The 16,067-nt window shown below is 40.8% G+C and carries 14 protein-coding genes; 5 read left to right on the top strand and 9 right to left on the bottom strand.

The genetic code is table 11. From position 1 onward, the window contains the following. Nucleotides 1-57 precede the first annotated feature (57 nt). The 3 genes from rpoC to P2W72_RS13220 all read left to right on the top strand — a co-directional run bounded on the left by rpoC (nt 58) and on the right by P2W72_RS13220 (nt 5,458). Nucleotides 58-4,344: a DNA-directed RNA polymerase subunit beta' gene (rpoC, locus tag P2W72_RS13210; RefSeq protein ID WP_276363342.1), complete on the top strand. Its 4,287-nt coding sequence runs from the start codon at nt 58-60 to the stop codon at nt 4,342-4,344. Between the two features lie 117 nt (nt 4,345-4,461). Next, the gene (locus P2W72_RS13215; RefSeq protein WP_276363345.1) at nt 4,462-4,776 is read left to right on the top strand and encodes a DUF3467 domain-containing protein; all 315 of its coding nucleotides are present in this window, start codon (nt 4,462-4,464) and stop codon (nt 4,774-4,776) included. A 1-nt stretch (nt 4,777) separates the two neighbouring features. Next, nucleotides 4,778-5,458, top strand: a complete 681-nt coding sequence (locus tag P2W72_RS13220) for a potassium channel family protein (protein WP_276363347.1) — start codon at nt 4,778-4,780, stop codon at nt 5,456-5,458. Here the strand turns inward: P2W72_RS13220 and miaA are convergent. From miaA to P2W72_RS13250, 6 genes are all read right to left on the bottom strand, one after another. After that, nucleotides 5,430-6,350 carry a tRNA (adenosine(37)-N6)-dimethylallyltransferase MiaA gene (miaA, locus tag P2W72_RS13225; RefSeq protein ID WP_276363350.1) on the bottom strand — a complete coding sequence of 307 codons (921 nt, stop codon included), beginning with the start codon at nt 6,348-6,350 and terminating at the stop codon, nt 5,430-5,432. The two genes, P2W72_RS13220 and miaA, sit on opposite strands and share 29 nt — an antisense overlap. Nucleotides 6,351-6,372: 22 nt before the next feature. Further along, the gene (locus P2W72_RS13230; protein ID WP_276363352.1) at nt 6,373-7,029 is read right to left on the bottom strand and encodes a hypothetical protein; all 657 of its coding nucleotides are present in this window, start codon (nt 7,027-7,029) and stop codon (nt 6,373-6,375) included. An 80-nt stretch (nt 7,030-7,109) separates the two neighbouring features. After that, nucleotides 7,110-8,522 (bottom strand): HD domain-containing protein, encoded by a 1,413-nt coding sequence (locus tag P2W72_RS13235; protein WP_276363354.1) that lies wholly within the window; start codon nt 8,520-8,522, stop codon nt 7,110-7,112. Between the two features lie 128 nt (nt 8,523-8,650). Continuing rightward, nucleotides 8,651-9,217, bottom strand: a complete 567-nt coding sequence (locus tag P2W72_RS13240) for an L-threonylcarbamoyladenylate synthase (RefSeq protein ID WP_276363357.1) — start codon at nt 9,215-9,217, stop codon at nt 8,651-8,653. After that, entirely contained in the window at nt 9,218-10,330 is a 1,113-nt protein-coding gene (locus P2W72_RS13245; RefSeq protein WP_276363359.1) for a glycosyltransferase family 1 protein, read from the bottom strand. Between the two features lie 69 nt (nt 10,331-10,399). After that, nucleotides 10,400-11,218 (bottom strand): 2,3,4,5-tetrahydropyridine-2,6-dicarboxylate N-succinyltransferase, encoded by an 819-nt coding sequence (locus P2W72_RS13250; RefSeq protein WP_276363363.1) that lies wholly within the window; start codon nt 11,216-11,218, stop codon nt 10,400-10,402. A 79-nt stretch (nt 11,219-11,297) separates the two neighbouring features. On the opposite strand from P2W72_RS13250, the gene P2W72_RS13255 reads away from it, so the two are divergent. Continuing rightward, the gene (locus tag P2W72_RS13255; protein WP_276363366.1) at nt 11,298-11,696 is read left to right on the top strand and encodes an RNA-binding S4 domain-containing protein; all 399 of its coding nucleotides are present in this window, start codon (nt 11,298-11,300) and stop codon (nt 11,694-11,696) included. A gap of 136 nt (nt 11,697-11,832) precedes the next feature. Here P2W72_RS13255 and P2W72_RS13260 read toward each other — a convergent pair whose 3' ends face one another. The 3 genes from P2W72_RS13260 to P2W72_RS13270 form a co-directional block, all read right to left on the bottom strand. Beyond that, on the bottom strand, nt 11,833-12,690 hold the full coding sequence (locus P2W72_RS13260; protein WP_276363369.1) for a metallophosphoesterase: 858 nt from the start codon (nt 12,688-12,690) through the stop codon (nt 11,833-11,835). Then, nucleotides 12,662-13,144: a nucleoside deaminase gene (locus tag P2W72_RS13265; protein WP_276363371.1), complete on the bottom strand. Its 483-nt coding sequence runs from the start codon at nt 13,142-13,144 to the stop codon at nt 12,662-12,664. Before P2W72_RS13265 ends, P2W72_RS13260 begins: the two co-directional genes overlap by 29 nt. A 99-nt stretch (nt 13,145-13,243) precedes the next feature. Then, complete coding sequence (locus P2W72_RS13270) at nt 13,244-13,837, bottom strand: OmpH family outer membrane protein (protein WP_276363373.1); 594 nt, start codon at nt 13,835-13,837, stop codon at nt 13,244-13,246. Between the two features lie 161 nt (nt 13,838-13,998). On the opposite strand from P2W72_RS13270, the gene gyrB reads away from it, so the two are divergent. Continuing rightward, entirely contained in the window at nt 13,999-15,957 is a 1,959-nt protein-coding gene (gyrB, locus tag P2W72_RS13275; RefSeq protein WP_276363375.1) for a DNA topoisomerase (ATP-hydrolyzing) subunit B, read from the top strand. Nucleotides 15,958-16,067 lie beyond the last annotated feature (110 nt).

Consider the following 16,067-nt stretch of genomic DNA (forward strand, 5'->3'; position numbering starts at 1 on the left):
TAAGTTTTCGAACTAACGTACAACGTAAAACGTAAAACTTACAACTCAAAAAAAGCTATGTCTTACAAGAAAGATAATAAAATCAAAAGTAATTTCACCTCGATAACCATTAGTTTGGCTTCTCCTGAATCAATTCTGGAGCGTTCAAGCGGTGAGGTGTTAAAGCCGGAAACTATCAATTACCGGACTTACAAACCTGAGCGTGATGGCTTATTCTGCGAGCGAATTTTCGGTCCTGTTAAGGATTACGAATGTCATTGCGGTAAATATAAGCGTATCCGTTACAAAGGTATTGTCTGCGATCGTTGCGGTGTTGAAGTAACTGAAAAGAAAGTACGCCGTGAACGTATGGGGCACATCAATCTGGTGGTTCCTGTAGCGCACATCTGGTATTTCCGTTCATTGCCGAATAAGATTGGTTATTTGTTAGGCCTGCCTACCAAGAAACTGGATCTGATCATTTATTATGAGCGTTATGTAGTTATTCAGCCGGGTATTAAGGAAGCTGACGGGATTCTGAAAATGGATTTTCTGACAGAAGAAGAATACCTGGATATTCTGGATACTCTGCCAAAAGAAAATCAGTACCTGGATGATAAAGATCCGGAGAAATTCATTGCTAAAATGGGTGCCGAGGCACTTCAGGATCTTTTAGGCCGCCTTGATCTGGATCAGCAGTCGTATGACCTCCGTCATCAGGCCGCAACTGAAACTTCACAGCAACGTAAAACAGAGGCTTTAAAGCGTCTTCAGGTTGTTGAGGCTTTCCGTGGTGCAAATACCCGTATTGAGAATAACCCGGAGTGGATGATCGTTAAGATCGTTCCGGTTATCCCACCTGAATTACGTCCATTGGTTCCTTTGGAAGGTGGACGTTTTGCAACATCCGATTTGAATGATCTTTACCGTCGTGTAATTATTCGTAACAATCGTTTGAAACGTTTGATCGAGATCAAAGCACCTGAAGTAATTTTACGTAACGAGAAGCGTATGCTTCAGGAGTCTGTCGATTCATTATTCGATAACTCACGTAAGGTTAATGCGGTTAAAACAGAAGGAAACCGTGCATTAAAATCTCTTTCAGACATTCTGAAAGGTAAGCAGGGACGTTTCCGTCAGAACTTACTTGGTAAACGTGTGGATTACTCAGCGCGTTCAGTAATTGTCGTAGGACCGAACCTGAAACTTCATGAGTGCGGTTTACCAAAAGATATGGCAGCTGAGCTGTTTAAACCATTTATCATTCGTAAGATGATCGAAAGAGGAGTGGTGAAGACGGTTAAATCTGCCAAGAAAATTGTTGACAGAAAAGATCCTATTGTTTGGGATATCCTTGAAAATGTATTGAAAGGTCACCCGGTATTATTAAACCGTGCTCCAACACTACACCGTTTAGGTATCCAGTCTTTCCAGCCAAAACTGGTAGAAGGAAAGGCTATTCAGTTACACCCACTGGTATGTACTGCATTCAACGCGGATTTTGACGGTGACCAGATGGCGGTGCATTTACCATTAGGTAATGCGGCAATTCTGGAAGCCCAAATGCTGATGCTTGCATCACACAACATTCTGAACCCTGCAAACGGTACTCCAATCACAGTTCCATCTCAGGACATGGTTTTGGGTCTTTATTATATTACTAAAGGCCGCAGAACAGATGAGACCAGAGTTGTTCAGGGACAGGATCAGACATTCTACTCTCCTGAAGAAGTAATTATCGCTTATAATGAGCGTAAATTAGATCTTCATGCTTTCATTAAGGTTAAAACCAATGTGAAAGAGAAGGATGGTTCAATCGTTAATAAATTAATTGAAACTACTGTTGGTCGTGTATTATTCAACCAGAGAGTACCGGCAGAAGTAGGATATATCAATGAACTTCTGACCAAGAAATCACTTCGTGATATTATTGGTGAGGTTGTGAAGATTACCGGTATGGCCCGTGCTGCCCAGTTTCTTGATGATATCAAGGAGTTAGGATTCCAGATGGCATTCCAGGGTGGTCTTTCCTTTAATCTTCAGGATCTTAATATCCCTGCAGAAAAGGCTCATCTGATCGATCAGGCAAGTAAGGAAGTTGAAGAAGTAATGAATAACTATAACATGGGATTCATTACCAACAACGAACGTTACAACCAGATTATCGATATCTGGACCCGTATCAATAATCGTCTGACTGCCAATGTGATGAATCAGCTTTCAAGTGATAATCAGGGCTTTAACTCGGTTTACATGATGCTTGATTCGGGAGCCCGTGGTTCTAAGGAGCAGATTCGTCAGCTGTGCGGAATGCGTGGTTTGATGGCTAAGCCTCAGAAATCAGGTTCAGGTGGCGAAATTATTGAAAACCCGATCTTATCCAACTTTAAGGAAGGTCTTTCGGTACTGGAGTACTTCATTTCTACTCACGGTGCGCGTAAAGGTCTTGCGGATACAGCATTGAAAACTGCGGATGCAGGTTACTTAACCCGTCGTCTTCATGACGTTGCGCAGGATATGATTGTTGGAGAAACAGATTGCGGTACTTTAAGAGGTATCTATACCACTGCGCTTAAAGACAATGAGGATATTGTTGAGCCATTATACGATCGTATATTAGGAAGAACCAGTCTGAATGATGTTTATGATCCATTAACAGGTGAACTTTTAGTGGCAGCAGGAGAGGATATTGAAGAAGATGTAGCTGTTAGAATTGAGAATTCACCATTAGACGGAATTGAAATCCGTTCGGTACTTACCTGCGAAAGTAAGCGGGGTGTTTGTGCACTTTGTTACGGACGTAACCTTGCAACCGGTAAACGTGTGCAAATGGGAGAGGCTGTTGGTGTAATTGCTGCTCAGTCTATTGGTGAGCCTGGAACACAGTTAACGCTTCGTACATTCCACGTGGGTGGTACTGCATCGAACATTGCTGCTGAATCTCAGATCAATGCTAAGTTTGATGGTGTTATTGAATTCGAAAATATCAGAACTGTTAGTCACGAAACTCCTGAAGGAACACTTGAGGTGGTATTGGGACGTTCAGGTGAATTCCGTATCATTGAGCCAGGAACTAACAAGCTGATCATGTCTAATAACATTCCTTACGGTGCATTCCTGTACGTTAAGGATGGAGCAAATATCTCTAAAGGCGACAAGATCTGTAGCTGGGATCCATACAATGCGGTTATTATCTCCGAGTTTGAAGGTAAGGCAGAATTTGAGGCTATCATTGAGGGTGTTACCTTCCGTGAAGAGTCTGATGAGCAAACCGGACACAGAGAGAAAGTTATTATTGATACCCGTGATAAGACCAAAAACCCGGTTATCCGTGTTGCGGATAAAAAAGGGAATGGTCTGAAAGGATATAACATTCCGGTAGGTGCACACATTGCAGTTGATGAAGGTGAAAAAGTGAAGATTGGTCAGATCATTGCGAAGATCCCTCGTTCTACCGGAAAAACAAGAGATATTACCGGTGGTCTTCCTCGTGTAACTGAATTGTTTGAAGCACGTAACCCATCTAATCCTGCAGTTGTTACTGAAATTGATGGTGTTGTAACTTTAGGCGGAGTTAAGCGTGGTAACCGTGAAATTTCTATTGAATCAAAAGACGGACAGGTTAAGAAGTATCTTGTTCCTTTGTCTAAACATATTCTTGTTCAGGATAATGACTTCGTGAAAGCGGGTATGCCATTATCTGACGGATCTATCTCTCCGGCTGACATCCTTGCAATCAAAGGCCCTGCAGCTGTTCAGGAATACCTGGTTAATGGTATTCAGGAGGTTTACCGTTTACAGGGTGTGAAGATCAATGACAAGCACTTTGAAACCATCGTTCACCAGATGATGCAGAAGGTAATGATTGAGGATGCAGGTGATACCCGTTTCCTTGAAAAAGAACTTGTTGATCGCTGGGATTTCCAACTGGAGAATGATGAGATCTATGATAAGAAAGTGGTTACTGATCCGGGGGATTCTACAAACCTGAAAGCGGGACAAATCATCTCTGTACGTAAACTCAGAGATGAGAATTCAGTTCTTAAGCGTAAGGATATGAAACTTGTTGAAACCCGTGATGCAATTGCGGCTACCTCAAGTCAGATGCTGCAGGGTATTACCCGTGCTTCACTGGGAACTAAATCATTCATCTCTGCAGCATCCTTCCAGGAAACTACTAAGGTATTGAATGAGGCAGCAATCAGTGGTAAACGTGATAATTTGCTGGGACTTAAAGAAAACGTGATCGTAGGTCACCTGATTCCTTCAGGAACAGGATTACGTCAGTACGAACGTATCATCGTAGGTTCTCAGGAAGAATACGATAAATTAATGGCTTCCAAGCAGGAAGAAGTGGAAGCTTAATAAGCTAAAGGCGAAAAGTCTAAAGCTTTTAGTTTTGTGCTATTAAAAAAAGTCCTGATGAAAATCGGGACTTTTTTTATGCTTAAAATATGCCCTGATAATTTATAACTTTATAAAATGGAAGAAAATAATAACGAAAACCAGCTGAATATTGAACTCTCTGAAGAAATTGCAGAGGGTATTTACTCAAACCTTGCTGTAATTACTCATTCAAATACTGAATTTGTTCTCGACTTTATCCGGGTGATGCCTGGTGTCCCTAAAGCACGTGTTAAATCGAGAATAGTTCTCACTCCCGAGCATGCCAAGCGGTTTATGATTGCCCTGGAAGAGAATATTGATAAGTTTGAGGCAATCAACGGACGCATAAAGATCAATGCAGATCAGGCGGGTATGCCAATGAATTTCGGAGGACCTACAGCACAGGCATAAATTGAGAAAGCGCTTAAGTAAACTTGTATTTGGCACCCAGGATCCCGGTAAATTAAATATACCGGATAGCACTTCTCATTTTAGTAAGATTTTTCATGTCTGGAATAGCTCACATTACCATGATTTTGGTATTGAGCGTTTTGTGAGATTGTTTTTGGTTAGTTCCAAAATATTTTTTCCGGGGATATACATCGACCTGCTTACAATGAATTTATCAGCTCATGCGCGTAAAGTTAGCGGGGAATTATATGTTGTATTCAAAACTGTAATGCCATTTATATTGTTGTCATATAGCCTTTGGGACGTTTCCTGGCTGTTTATATTCAATATTTACCTCCTGATCGAAACCTTTATTTATATCTTTCATAAGATATTTTTACCTGAACATAATACTGATAAACTTGCCAACAGGTCTGTGATCTTACTTTTCCTGAATTTCAGTGAAGTTATTGCCTCATTTGCTCTGATTTATGCTTCGGGGCATTACTTTAATCAACCCCTGCATAGCTGGATAGACGCTTTATATTTTAGTTTGATTACCGGGGTAACCATCGGATTTGGAGATATTTATCCAATTAATGATCAGGGAAAGATTCTGGTCATGTTACAGGTTATGAGTACACTTTCATTTATGTTTTTGTTTTTCAACTTTTTTACGCCCCGGGAGAAGGATAAATTATAAACTGATTCAGATAATTGAGGATATTGTCATAATCAGAGGGATCAAACCATTTGATATCATCAGATTTTTTAAACCAGGTGATCTGTCGTTTAGCAAATCTTCTGGTGTTTTGTTTGATCTTTTCAATGGCCTCTTCCAGGCTGCATTTTCCATCCAGATAGTCGAAGATCTCTGAATAGCCAACGGTCTGTAATGCATTCAGGTGCCGGTATTTCAAAAGGCCTTTCACTTCATCTACCAGTCCTGAACTGATCATCTGATCTACTCTCGAATTAACTCTTTTGTATAATTTCTCCCGGTCGGTATTCAGCGCGATACTGATAATGTTGAAAGGTCTTGATTTCCGGCCTTTAGTACGATAGGAGGAAAAAGCTCTTCCTGTAGTTTGATATACCTCAAGCGCTCTGATCAGGCGCTGCGGATTATTAATATCTACTTCTGCGAAGTAAACAGGATCAGTGGCCCTTAATTTTTCCTGAAGATATTCAATCCCGTGTATTTCCAGATCTTTATTCAGCTGCATGCGGGTTTCATGAGTGGCCACAGGTAATTCATCAAATCCATTACAAATAGCATTGATGAATAAACCGGAACCGCCGGCCATAATAACCTGATCATGTTTTTTAAAAAGACTTTCGAGAACTTTAAGAGTCTCTTTCTCAAAGTTTCCGGCGGTAAATGTGTCAGTTACAGAATGGGAGTCAATAAAATGATGTTTAACGGCATTAAGTTCTTCAGGATCCGGTTTGGCGGTACCGATAGCCATTTCTTTATAGAACTGGCGTGAATCGGCTGAAATGATCTCAGTATTGAAATGTTGAGCAAGCCTGATAGCCAGAGCTGTTTTGCCAATTGCCGTAGGGCCTGCAATAATAATCAGCGTCTTTGCCATAGGCCTTTGCTTTAAAGGCTATTTAGTAATCATCTTTTTGAAGATCGTCAGAATCGAAACCTTCGCTATCAGAGAATTCATCGTCTATAAACTCATCTTTTTCCTCTTCCTCTTCTTCTCCTCCGGTTTCTACATCTGAATTTATTCCCATATCATTCATGCGTTCCAGATCATCAGCATCTTCGGGCTGAAAGTCAATTTCATTCAGGAAATCAAAATCGTCAGAAGCAGCTACAGATGCTGCAGCAGGTGGAATAACTCCACTTCCCGCTATCTTAGGCACTTCTCCAAGACTTCTGGCTACTGATGGGTAAGTTTTACCCGGCTCGTCGTTAAGCAGAATTTTGATAAGCTCAACATGGAAATCATAAGGCCTGTCAAAATTATAGATATAGTAAAATTTCTGGTGCGGATCATCAATAAAGCTGCTAAGCTTTGAATTTGCCATTAGCGCAACCCCATTATTGATTTTTCGCTGATTAGGCATAAAGGCAATTTCCTCATTTTTTATCCATTGATCATTGCTGACATAGAAAGAGGATGATAGTTCAGGGATGTATCCGGTTGATTGGTGGATAGCACGATGAAGGTCTTCAAATGTCTGATTTGATTTGATATCAATATCTCTTTCGATATCGTCATAATCTTCAAAAGAGACCCTGAATCTGTATATTGCCATTGTGTTAATTTAATTTTAATGCAAAAATACAATTTGAAAACAGCCTTAAAGACTTTTAATCCTGTTTTTTTTAAAATTTCTCAGGGTTTAGCCTTTACCGGAACCAAACCAAGCTCTTTTCCTTTTTCGAGCATATATGCATAGGCTTCGTCTCTTGAGTTTTTTATTTCACCCTCCAGAATAGCTTCTCTGATCTGATTTTTGATGATTCCTACGTTTCTGCCTGCACTGAGATTAAAGGCCTGCATAATATCTTCACCACTTACAGGAGGTTGCCAGTTCCTGATCTGATCGCTTTCTTCAACATCTTTTAATTTTTGCTTAACCATGTCGAAGTTTTTGCGATACTTCTTGATCTTATATTCATTTTTGGTGGTCACATCAGCATTGCACAGCATCATCAGACCATCTATATCATCGCCTGCCTCAAAGAGTAATCTTCTGACTGCAGAATCGGTAACTATTTCCTGTGCCAGCACGATTGGTCTGAGATGCAATTGCACAAGCTTTTGAACCATTTTCATTTTGTCGTTCAGAGGAAGCTTGAGTTGGGCAAAAATTCTGGGTACCATCCTTGCTCCACGGTCTTCATGGCCATGGAAGGTCCAGCCATGCCCCGGTTCATATCTTTTGGTTGCTGGTTTAGCGATATCATGCAGAATTGCAGCCCATCTTAACCAGAGGTCATCACTGTGCTCAGCGAGATTATCAAGTACCTGAAGGGTATGATAGAAATTGTCTTTATGCCCTTTGCCATCCACAATATCCACTCCATGCAGTTGAGCCATCAGTGGGAATATCTGCCATAGTAATCCGGTATCGAATAAATAGATAAATCCGACTGAAGGTTTGGGGGCAAGGATAATCTTGTTGATCTCGTCTGTAATTCTTTCCTGAGAAACAATTTTAATACGTTCAGCATTCTTTTTTATGGCTTCAATGGCATCGGACGAAATACTGAAATTAAGTTGTGTTGCAAACCGGATTGCACGCATCATTCGCAGAGGGTCGTCAGAGAAGGTTTCAACAGGATCGAGAGGAGTACGGATAATTTTATTATTCATGTCCCTGATTCCATCAAATGGGTCAAGTAATTCGCCGAAATTAGAAGCATTTAAACCCAGAGCCATAGCATTGATACTGAAATCGCGGCGTTTCTGATCATCATCCAGTGTTCCGTTTTCGACAATCGGTTTGCGTGATTCTGTACGGTAGGATTCTTTTCTGGCACCCACAAACTCAATCTCAAGGTCTCCCTCACGAAGCATAGCTGTTCCGAAATTTTTGAATATGGCAACTTTCGAATGTAAGAGCTTTCCGGCAGCTTCGGCAAACTTGATTCCATTGCCGATTACCAGGATATCGATGTCTTTAGATGGCCGGTTTAAAAACAGATCCCTTACAAATCCACCGATCACATAAATCTCTGTGTTTGTGGAATCAGCCAGCTGACCAAGTTTCCTGAATATAGGATGTTGTAAATGCTCTTTCATATAAACTCAGACAGGATTTATTGAGGATAAGGGAACTATCGGCCTGATCTGAACAGGTATTAATCTTTCCGCAAAGGACAGCATATTTATGCACTTTTCAAATACATAAAAATGCCGGTATTGTACTTCTATTTTCTGATGAACGAAAAAAGTCCGTCAGCCTCAAGCTTCATGATTGTTGATGCTTTTCTTTTTGAACGATCATGTTGCTCCAGATTTACAACATAATCAACACCATTTTTAATCTCATCACTGATGTCGTCAAAACATGCCGGAGAAGCTTCTCCGCTCAGGTTAGCAGAAGTTGAAATGATTGGTTTTTTGAATCGCTGCAGCAATTGCTCACAGAAATCATGCTTAACAATCCGAATTCCGATGCTGCCATCTTTAGCTATGGCATTTGGAGCCAGATTTTTTGCCCCGGAGTAGATTATGGTAAGCGGATTTTCAGCAAACTCTATCAGATCATAAGCTATATCAGGTACTTCCTTTATATAACTTTGAAGTTTATGATCATTGTCGAGCAGAACAATCAGGCTTTTCTCTTCTGCTCTGCCTTTTAATTTGTATACCTTATCTACCGCTTCAGCATTTGTTGCATCGCAGCCGATTCCCCAGATGGTATCAGTAGGATAGAGGATCAGTCCGCCGCTCTTTACTATCTCTAAAGCCTTATTTACTTCATCTCTTAGCATCTAAATCAGTTTTTTGTACAAATTAATAAGTTTTTCAGCAATCTTATCGTCTGAAAATTGTTTGAGATGTTCATACCCGGAGCTGATCATTGATCTTTTTCGGTCATCATCATAAAATATTGAGTTAATTTGTCCGGCCAGCTCTGTACTATCCCAGGGGTTGACATAAACACTCCCTGCTCCGCCGGCTTCTTCCAGACATGAGCCTTTTGCACCAATTACAGGTACTCCTGAACTTAATGCCTCAAGGATGGGTATCCCGAATCCTTCAAACTCTGAGGGATAAATGAAGATATCAGCGAGCTGATAAATAAGCGGAAGATCTTTGAAAGGAACATTCTTCAGGAAATGAACCCTTTCTTCCAGTCTGTTGCTTTTAATATAATTTTTTATCTGAGCAGTGTACGGAGTTTCCCGGCCAATAATAACCAGTTTAATGTCTGATTTTAGTTCTTTAAGTGCTTTAACAATGAGCAGGGCGTTTTTACGGTTCTCAATGGTGCCCACATTAAGAAGAAACTTTTCAGGTAAATTATGGCTGGTTCTGACCCTGTTTTTTTCGTCCTCAGTAGCCTTTGCGAGGAACGAAGGATCACAGTTTTGATAAATTACTTCAATTCCGGATTCGTCAATTCCGAAGAAGTTAATGAGATCACTTTTGGTTTGTTCACTGATGGCTATAATCTTATCTGCATGCCCAGCTGCATACCTGAATTTGTATTCATAAATCTTCCGGTCGATAAAGGGATAGTATTCCGGGTATCTTAAAAAGATCAGATCATGAATAGTCACAACTGAGGGTATTCCTGCTTTTTTCAGACCAAAAGGCAGTTCATTGCTAAGTCCGTGGTAGAGGTCGGTTTTTGCGGCTTTCAGATTGCTGACCATACCAAAACTTCTCCATAATGAGGCTGAAAGTTGATTTTGGGGATACCGGAAGTTAATAGACGGATAATCCTGCAGGTCTGACCTGCCAGTAGCAGGTTTGGGTGAGTAAACCGAATATTGGTTCTGAGGATAAAAGCGGGCCAGGGTTTTAAGCACGTATCGACTGTAGTTTCCTAAACCCGTAAAATTTTGAGTAACACGCTTGCCGTCGAATCCTATATTCATGGTATGGCTTTAAAATTAAAAAGGATGAATAAATCATCCTTTTTAATTAAAACAGCTTTTTTGCTGTGTTTATACTGCAACATTATTTTCTCTCAGGGCATCATTAAGAGAAGTTTTCTTATCTGTTGATTCTTTTCTCTGACCAATGATCAGTGCACAAGGTACCTGATATTCGCCTGCCGGGAATTTTTTGGTATATGAACCCGGAATCACAACCGAACGAGCAGGAACAAATCCTTTATATTCTACCGGCTTATCGCCTGTAACATCAATTATCTTGGTAGAAGCTGTGAGTACCACATTAGCTCCCAGAACTGCTTCTTTCTGAACGTGAACACCTTCAACAACAATTGCTCTTGAACCAATGAAACAATTGTCTTCAATAATTACCGGAGAAGCCTGAACCGGTTCGAGAACCCCCCCAATACCCACACCTCCGCTAAGATGAACATGTTTGCCGATTTGTGCACAAGAGCCCACTGTAGCCCAGGTATCTACCATGGTACCTTCATCTACATAAGCTCCGATATTTACGTAAGAAGGCATTAAAATAACACCTTTTGCAAGATGTGCTCCGTAACGTGCAATTGCATGAGGAACAACCCGTACTCCGGTTTCTTTGTAATCAGTTTTTAATTTCATTTTATCGTGGAACACGAATGGTCCCACTTCAATTTCCTTCATCTCACGAATCGGGAAATAGAGGATAACTGCTTTCTTCACCCAGTCATTTACATGCCAGCGGTCTCCGATTTGTTCCGCAACTCTGATTTCGCCTTTGTCGAGATGGTGAATTACACTTTCAATAGCATCCCTGTATTCTTTAAAATTGATGAGATTACGATCCTCCCATGCACTTTCTATCAGTTTTTTAAATTCGGTAGTCATACTTTTAATTTACAGCAAATTAAAGGATTTTTCTCCCAATTTTTGTATCAATCCGTTAATTCTTGCTTAATTTTGACCTATGCAGGAATCCGAAAAACTTCGCATTGATAAATATTTATGGGCTATCAGAGCGTTTAAAACCCGCAGTATTGCGACTGAGGCCTGTAAGGCAGGAAGAGTAAAACTGAACGGACAAAATCTTAAACCTTCTCATGTGGTTAAAGTTGGGGAGGTATACACCGTTCAAAAGGGTAGTGATAAGAAAGTTGTGGAAGTTGTTGCCCTGCTGGAAAGAAGGGTTGATGCGAAAACGGCAGTAAATTTTTATAAAGACCTTACCCCTGTGGAAGAAACTCCGGCTTATAAATCAATGTTTCATAGCCCCACACTCAGCAGAGACAGAGGAACGGGGCGTCCAACAAAGCGGGATCGAAGGGAGATTGACGAGCTACAGGAGGGATGGTTTGATCAGGATTGATCTGTTGTCTGTTAACTGTTATCACTTGTCTGATTAGATCTTGCAGGTATTAAATTGAGATGGTGACCGGAATTTTGGCTCAATGACCAGCAGCTGCATGATGAGGCATGCTTTATAAAACCTGATCAATCATACATTACACGATTTTCTTAAAGTTAAAGATGGAAATCTCAGCTCTGGAACCTAATCTTAATGGGATTACACTGGTGCCGATTCCTCTTGAAACATACATGGGAGGTGCTCCTTCCCGATACCAGCCTGAAACATACCTGCCGCTTCCTGTGGGTCTGAACGGCGCAAATCCCAGCAGATTGACCTGCCCGCCATGTGTATGCCCGGATAAAACCAGATCAACCGGTATATCTTTTATCTGAGGTTGAAAAATATCACGATGTTGCGGACAGTGAGTCATGACCACATGATAGGTTGATTGCTTATAAAATTCCATAGCCATGTTGAAGTCGGCATTGCCAGCAGAAAGATCATCCATGCCTGAGATTGCAACAGAAGTATTTCCAAATTCATAACGAAAAGAGTGGTTTACCATTAATTCGCAATTGTGTTTCTGGTAAACTTTCAGCAGTTCAAGCGGATGAACCTTCCAGCATTCCCAGTTGCCCAGAATTGCTGTTTTCTGAATTTCCGGTCTGAACATGCCCAAAAAGTTATCAAGCAGTTTAAGGTTCCGGTTATTGTCTATTACATCGCCGGTAAATAAAATCAGTTCTGGGTTAATTTGATTGATAAGTTTAACCAGCTCAATGTGCCTTGACCTTATTGATCTTAGATGAAGATCAGATACCTGCAATACTTTGATGTTTTGGGTGGATGAACCGGCATCTCCCATGTAAAATTCATTAAGTTCAATGAAGAATTTTTCGTACCAGAAAGAATCTATTGCAGTGGCAGCAGTAATAATGCCAATTCCACCCCAGATAAATTTCCTTCTGCTGATTCTGGTCACTTCAGTATTCGGTTTTAAGTTCTGATTCATTCCACAATGAGAATGCATCCGATGCTTCATCCTGCAAGAGTTGTTCTGACTTTATTATACGATCAGCATGTGGTTTAGCAATTTCCTGATAAATAAACTGGTCATCAAAACCGATACCGGCTGCATTTTCTTTAGTATTTGCATAATAAATCTTATCAATATGAGCCCAGTAGATGGCACTCAGGCACATGGGGCAGGGTTCGCAACTGGTATAAATCACACATCCGCTAAGATCAAAGGAGGCTGATTTTTTGCAGGCTATTCTGATTGCTGAAATTTCTGCATGTGCTGTCGGGTCATTTTTCAGCGTTACTTTATTGGCACTTTTTGCAATGATCTTTCCGTCCTTTACAATTACAGCTCCGAAAGGACCGCCTAAAGCTTTTTTCACATTTTGCTCTGAAAGGCGAATCGCTATTCTCATAAAGTTGATATGCTGATCCCTGGAGTCCATTCTCAGATTGAAATATTGGTTAATCTAAACAAATCTAAACAATAAAAGCCCCGGTTTTACCGGAGCTTTTAAAATCAATCGTATCCTGAAAGAACTGAATTATTTTTTGTCTTTCTTGTATTCTGCATTTAATCCTTCAACAACCTCTTTGGTTACATCCAGGCTTGAATCAGCATATAAAACTGAAGGATTAGATTTTGAGTAGGTCAAAACAAGTTTATAGCCTTTAGCTTTAGCATGAGTCTTTAAATAATCAGAAACCTTATTGTATAATTTCTCATTTTCTTTGGCTTCTTCATTGGCAAGCTCATTTCCTGCACTCTGGTTAAATGTAGCAAGCTCCTGCTGCTTTCTGGCCAAACGTTCTTCGGTCGACTGGCGCTGATCAGCACTCAGGCTTCCGGCGCTTTGCTGATAGGCAGCAACTTCACGCTGAAAGGCAGCGCCTTTTGCCTGAAGATCGGCCTGAGCTTTCTTAGACTTTTCCTGAAAAGTTGCCTGAACGGCTTTGAAATATTCGTAATTATTCAGCAATGAATCTGAATTTACATAAACAATTTGCTCTGCATTTGCTCCTGAACCTGCAGCAGCTGCTCCACTATTTTTTGATTGCTCTTTATTGCAGGAAATCATTACCGCTGCAATTGCAAAAAGGCCTGTAAATTTACTTATGCCTGCTACTAATTTCTTCATAATTTCTTTTAAAATTTAGACAAATATAAAATTTCAAAGCATTATCCCAACCATTTAATTTCCTTGTGAAGATGTGTAAAGAAATGTCGGGTTAATTTATCCACAATGCAATATATTCCATCTAAAATGGTTATTTTTGATACTTGTTGTAATATGAAAATATGAGCGAAGAAACAGAAGACAGATCTAATTATTCAGCGGATAATATACAGGTATTAGAAGGCCTGGAAGCAGTAAGAAAACGTCCTTCCATGTATATCGGTGATACAGGCTTTAAGGGCCTTCATCATTTGGTTTACGAAGTAGTTGATAACTCAATTGATGAGGCTCTTGCTGGTTATTGTACTGATATATTTGTAGTCATACATAAGGGGAATTCTATTAGTGTTTCAGATAACGGAAGGGGAATTCCAACCGCGATGCACACCAAGGAGAAGAAGTCGGCGCTTGAAGTTGTTATGACTGTTCTTCATGCCGGTGGTAAATTTGATAAGGATACCTATAAGGTTTCCGGAGGTTTGCACGGTGTGGGTGTGAGTTGTGTGAACGCACTTTCTACACATCTTAAGGTTGTTGTTCAGCGTGAGGGAAAGGTCTTTACACAGGAATATGAGTGCGGAAAGCCGTTGTTTGATGTTAAGGTAATAGGAGAGAGTGATACTACCGGTACCAAGGTTACATTTCAGCCCGATCCGGAGATTTTTACCCTTACTACCGAATACAAGTTCGATACGCTGGCGGCTCGTTTAAGAGAGCTTGCTTATTTGAACAAGGGAATTCGCTTAACACTTACCGATGAGCGCGAGACCAATGAAGACGGTTCATTCATTTCTGAGCATTATTATTCAGAAGGTGGTCTGAAGGAATTTGTTAAGTATCTCGACGGGATGCGTACTTCTATCATTCCTGAACCGATTTATGTTGAGGGAATTAAGCAGGGTATTCCGGTTGAACTTGCTCTTCAATATAACGATACCTATACAGAGAATGTACATTCTTACGTAAACAACATCAATACTCATGAGGGAGGAACGCATGTTGCAGGATTCCGTCGTGGACTGACCCGTACACTGAAAGCCTATGCTGAGAAATCAGGTATGCTGAAGAATATGAAAGTTGAGATCACCGGTGATGACTTCAGAGAAGGGCTTACCGCTGTTATTTCAGTTAAAGTTCAGGAGCCTCAGTTTGAGGGGCAGACCAAAACTAAACTGGGTAATAACGAGGTGATGGGTGCTGTTGATGTTGCTGTTGGTGAGATTCTTGGTGATTACCTTGAAGAGAATCCACGCGAGGCGAAGATGATTGTCAATAAGGTAATTCTTGCAGCTACAGCCAGAGCAGCAGCGCGTAAAGCACGTGAGATGGTTCAGCGTAAGACGGTTATGGGCGGATCCGGATTGCCGGGTAAGCTTGCCGACTGTGCAAATAATGATCCCGCAATGTGCGAGCTTTACCTTGTGGAGGGAGATTCTGCGGGTGGTACTGCCAAGCAGGGTCGTGATCGTAATTTCCAGGCTATTCTTCCGCTGAAGGGTAAGATTCTTAACGTAGAGAAGGCAATGGAGCATAAGATCTACGAAAATGATGAGATCAAAAATATGTTTACTGCCATGGGTGTCAGCATCGGAACAGCTGAGGACGCCAAAGCACTTAATATGGAGAAACTGCGTTACCACCGTATCATTATCATGACGGATGCTGACGTGGATGGTTCTCACATCACCACATTGATATTGACCTTCTTCTTCAGATATATGAAGGAGTTGATAGAATACGGATACATTTATATCGCAGCACCGCCATTATACATGGTAAAAAAAGGCAGGGAATTCCAGTATGCATGGAATGATGAACAGCGCGATGCAGCAGTTCAGGCCCTGAAAGGTGCAGGTAAAGAAGAAAGCGTTAGTATTCAGCGTTACAAAGGTCTTGGAGAGATGAATGCAGAACAGCTTTGGGATACCACACTAAACCCTGAAACACGTACTCTCAGAAAAGTTACAATAGAAAATGCTGCAGAATGTGATCATATATTCTCAATGCTGATGGGTGATGATGTTGGCCCGAGACGTGATTTTATTGAGAAAAATGCTAAATACGCGAGGATCGATATTTAATCCTGGTGACTTCAATAAGCAAAAAGCCCCTCAATTTATTTGAGGGCACTGAAAAAGTCCGTTAATTATTAACGGATAAGGAAAGGAGTAGAAAGCATGGTTTTCTGCTC

Origin of the sequence: Daejeonella sp. H1SJ63, assembly GCF_029360775.1 — a bacterium.
GTDB lineage: Bacteria > Bacteroidota > Bacteroidia > Sphingobacteriales > Sphingobacteriaceae > Daejeonella.

What these genes read in the sequence shown, in the direction of transcription:
- rpoC (WP_276363342.1), top strand. Translation starts at nt 58, where the DNA reads ATGTCTTACAAGAAAGATAATAAAATCAAAAGTAATTTCACCTCGATA.
- P2W72_RS13215 (WP_276363345.1), top strand. Translation starts at nt 4,462, where the DNA reads ATGGAAGAAAATAATAACGAAAACCAGCTGAATATTGAACTCTCTGAA.
- miaA (WP_276363350.1), bottom strand. Translation starts at nt 6,350, where the DNA reads ATGGCAAAGACGCTGATTATTATTGCAGGCCCTACGGCAATTGGCAAA.
- P2W72_RS13230 (WP_276363352.1), bottom strand. Translation starts at nt 7,029, where the DNA reads ATGGCAATATACAGATTCAGGGTCTCTTTTGAAGATTATGACGATATC.
- P2W72_RS13235 (WP_276363354.1), bottom strand. Translation starts at nt 8,522, where the DNA reads ATGAAAGAGCATTTACAACATCCTATATTCAGGAAACTTGGTCAGCTG.
- P2W72_RS13240 (WP_276363357.1), bottom strand. Translation starts at nt 9,217, where the DNA reads ATGCTAAGAGATGAAGTAAATAAGGCTTTAGAGATAGTAAAGAGCGGC.
- P2W72_RS13245 (WP_276363359.1), bottom strand. Translation starts at nt 10,330, where the DNA reads ATGAATATAGGATTCGACGGCAAGCGTGTTACTCAAAATTTTACGGGT.
- P2W72_RS13250 (WP_276363363.1), bottom strand. Translation starts at nt 11,218, where the DNA reads ATGACTACCGAATTTAAAAAACTGATAGAAAGTGCATGGGAGGATCGT.
- P2W72_RS13255 (WP_276363366.1), top strand. Translation starts at nt 11,298, where the DNA reads ATGCAGGAATCCGAAAAACTTCGCATTGATAAATATTTATGGGCTATC.
- P2W72_RS13260 (WP_276363369.1), bottom strand. Translation starts at nt 12,690, where the DNA reads ATGAATCAGAACTTAAAACCGAATACTGAAGTGACCAGAATCAGCAGA.
- P2W72_RS13265 (WP_276363371.1), bottom strand. Translation starts at nt 13,144, where the DNA reads ATGGACTCCAGGGATCAGCATATCAACTTTATGAGAATAGCGATTCGC.
- P2W72_RS13270 (WP_276363373.1), bottom strand. Translation starts at nt 13,837, where the DNA reads ATGAAGAAATTAGTAGCAGGCATAAGTAAATTTACAGGCCTTTTTGCA.
- gyrB (WP_276363375.1), top strand. Translation starts at nt 13,999, where the DNA reads ATGAGCGAAGAAACAGAAGACAGATCTAATTATTCAGCGGATAATATA.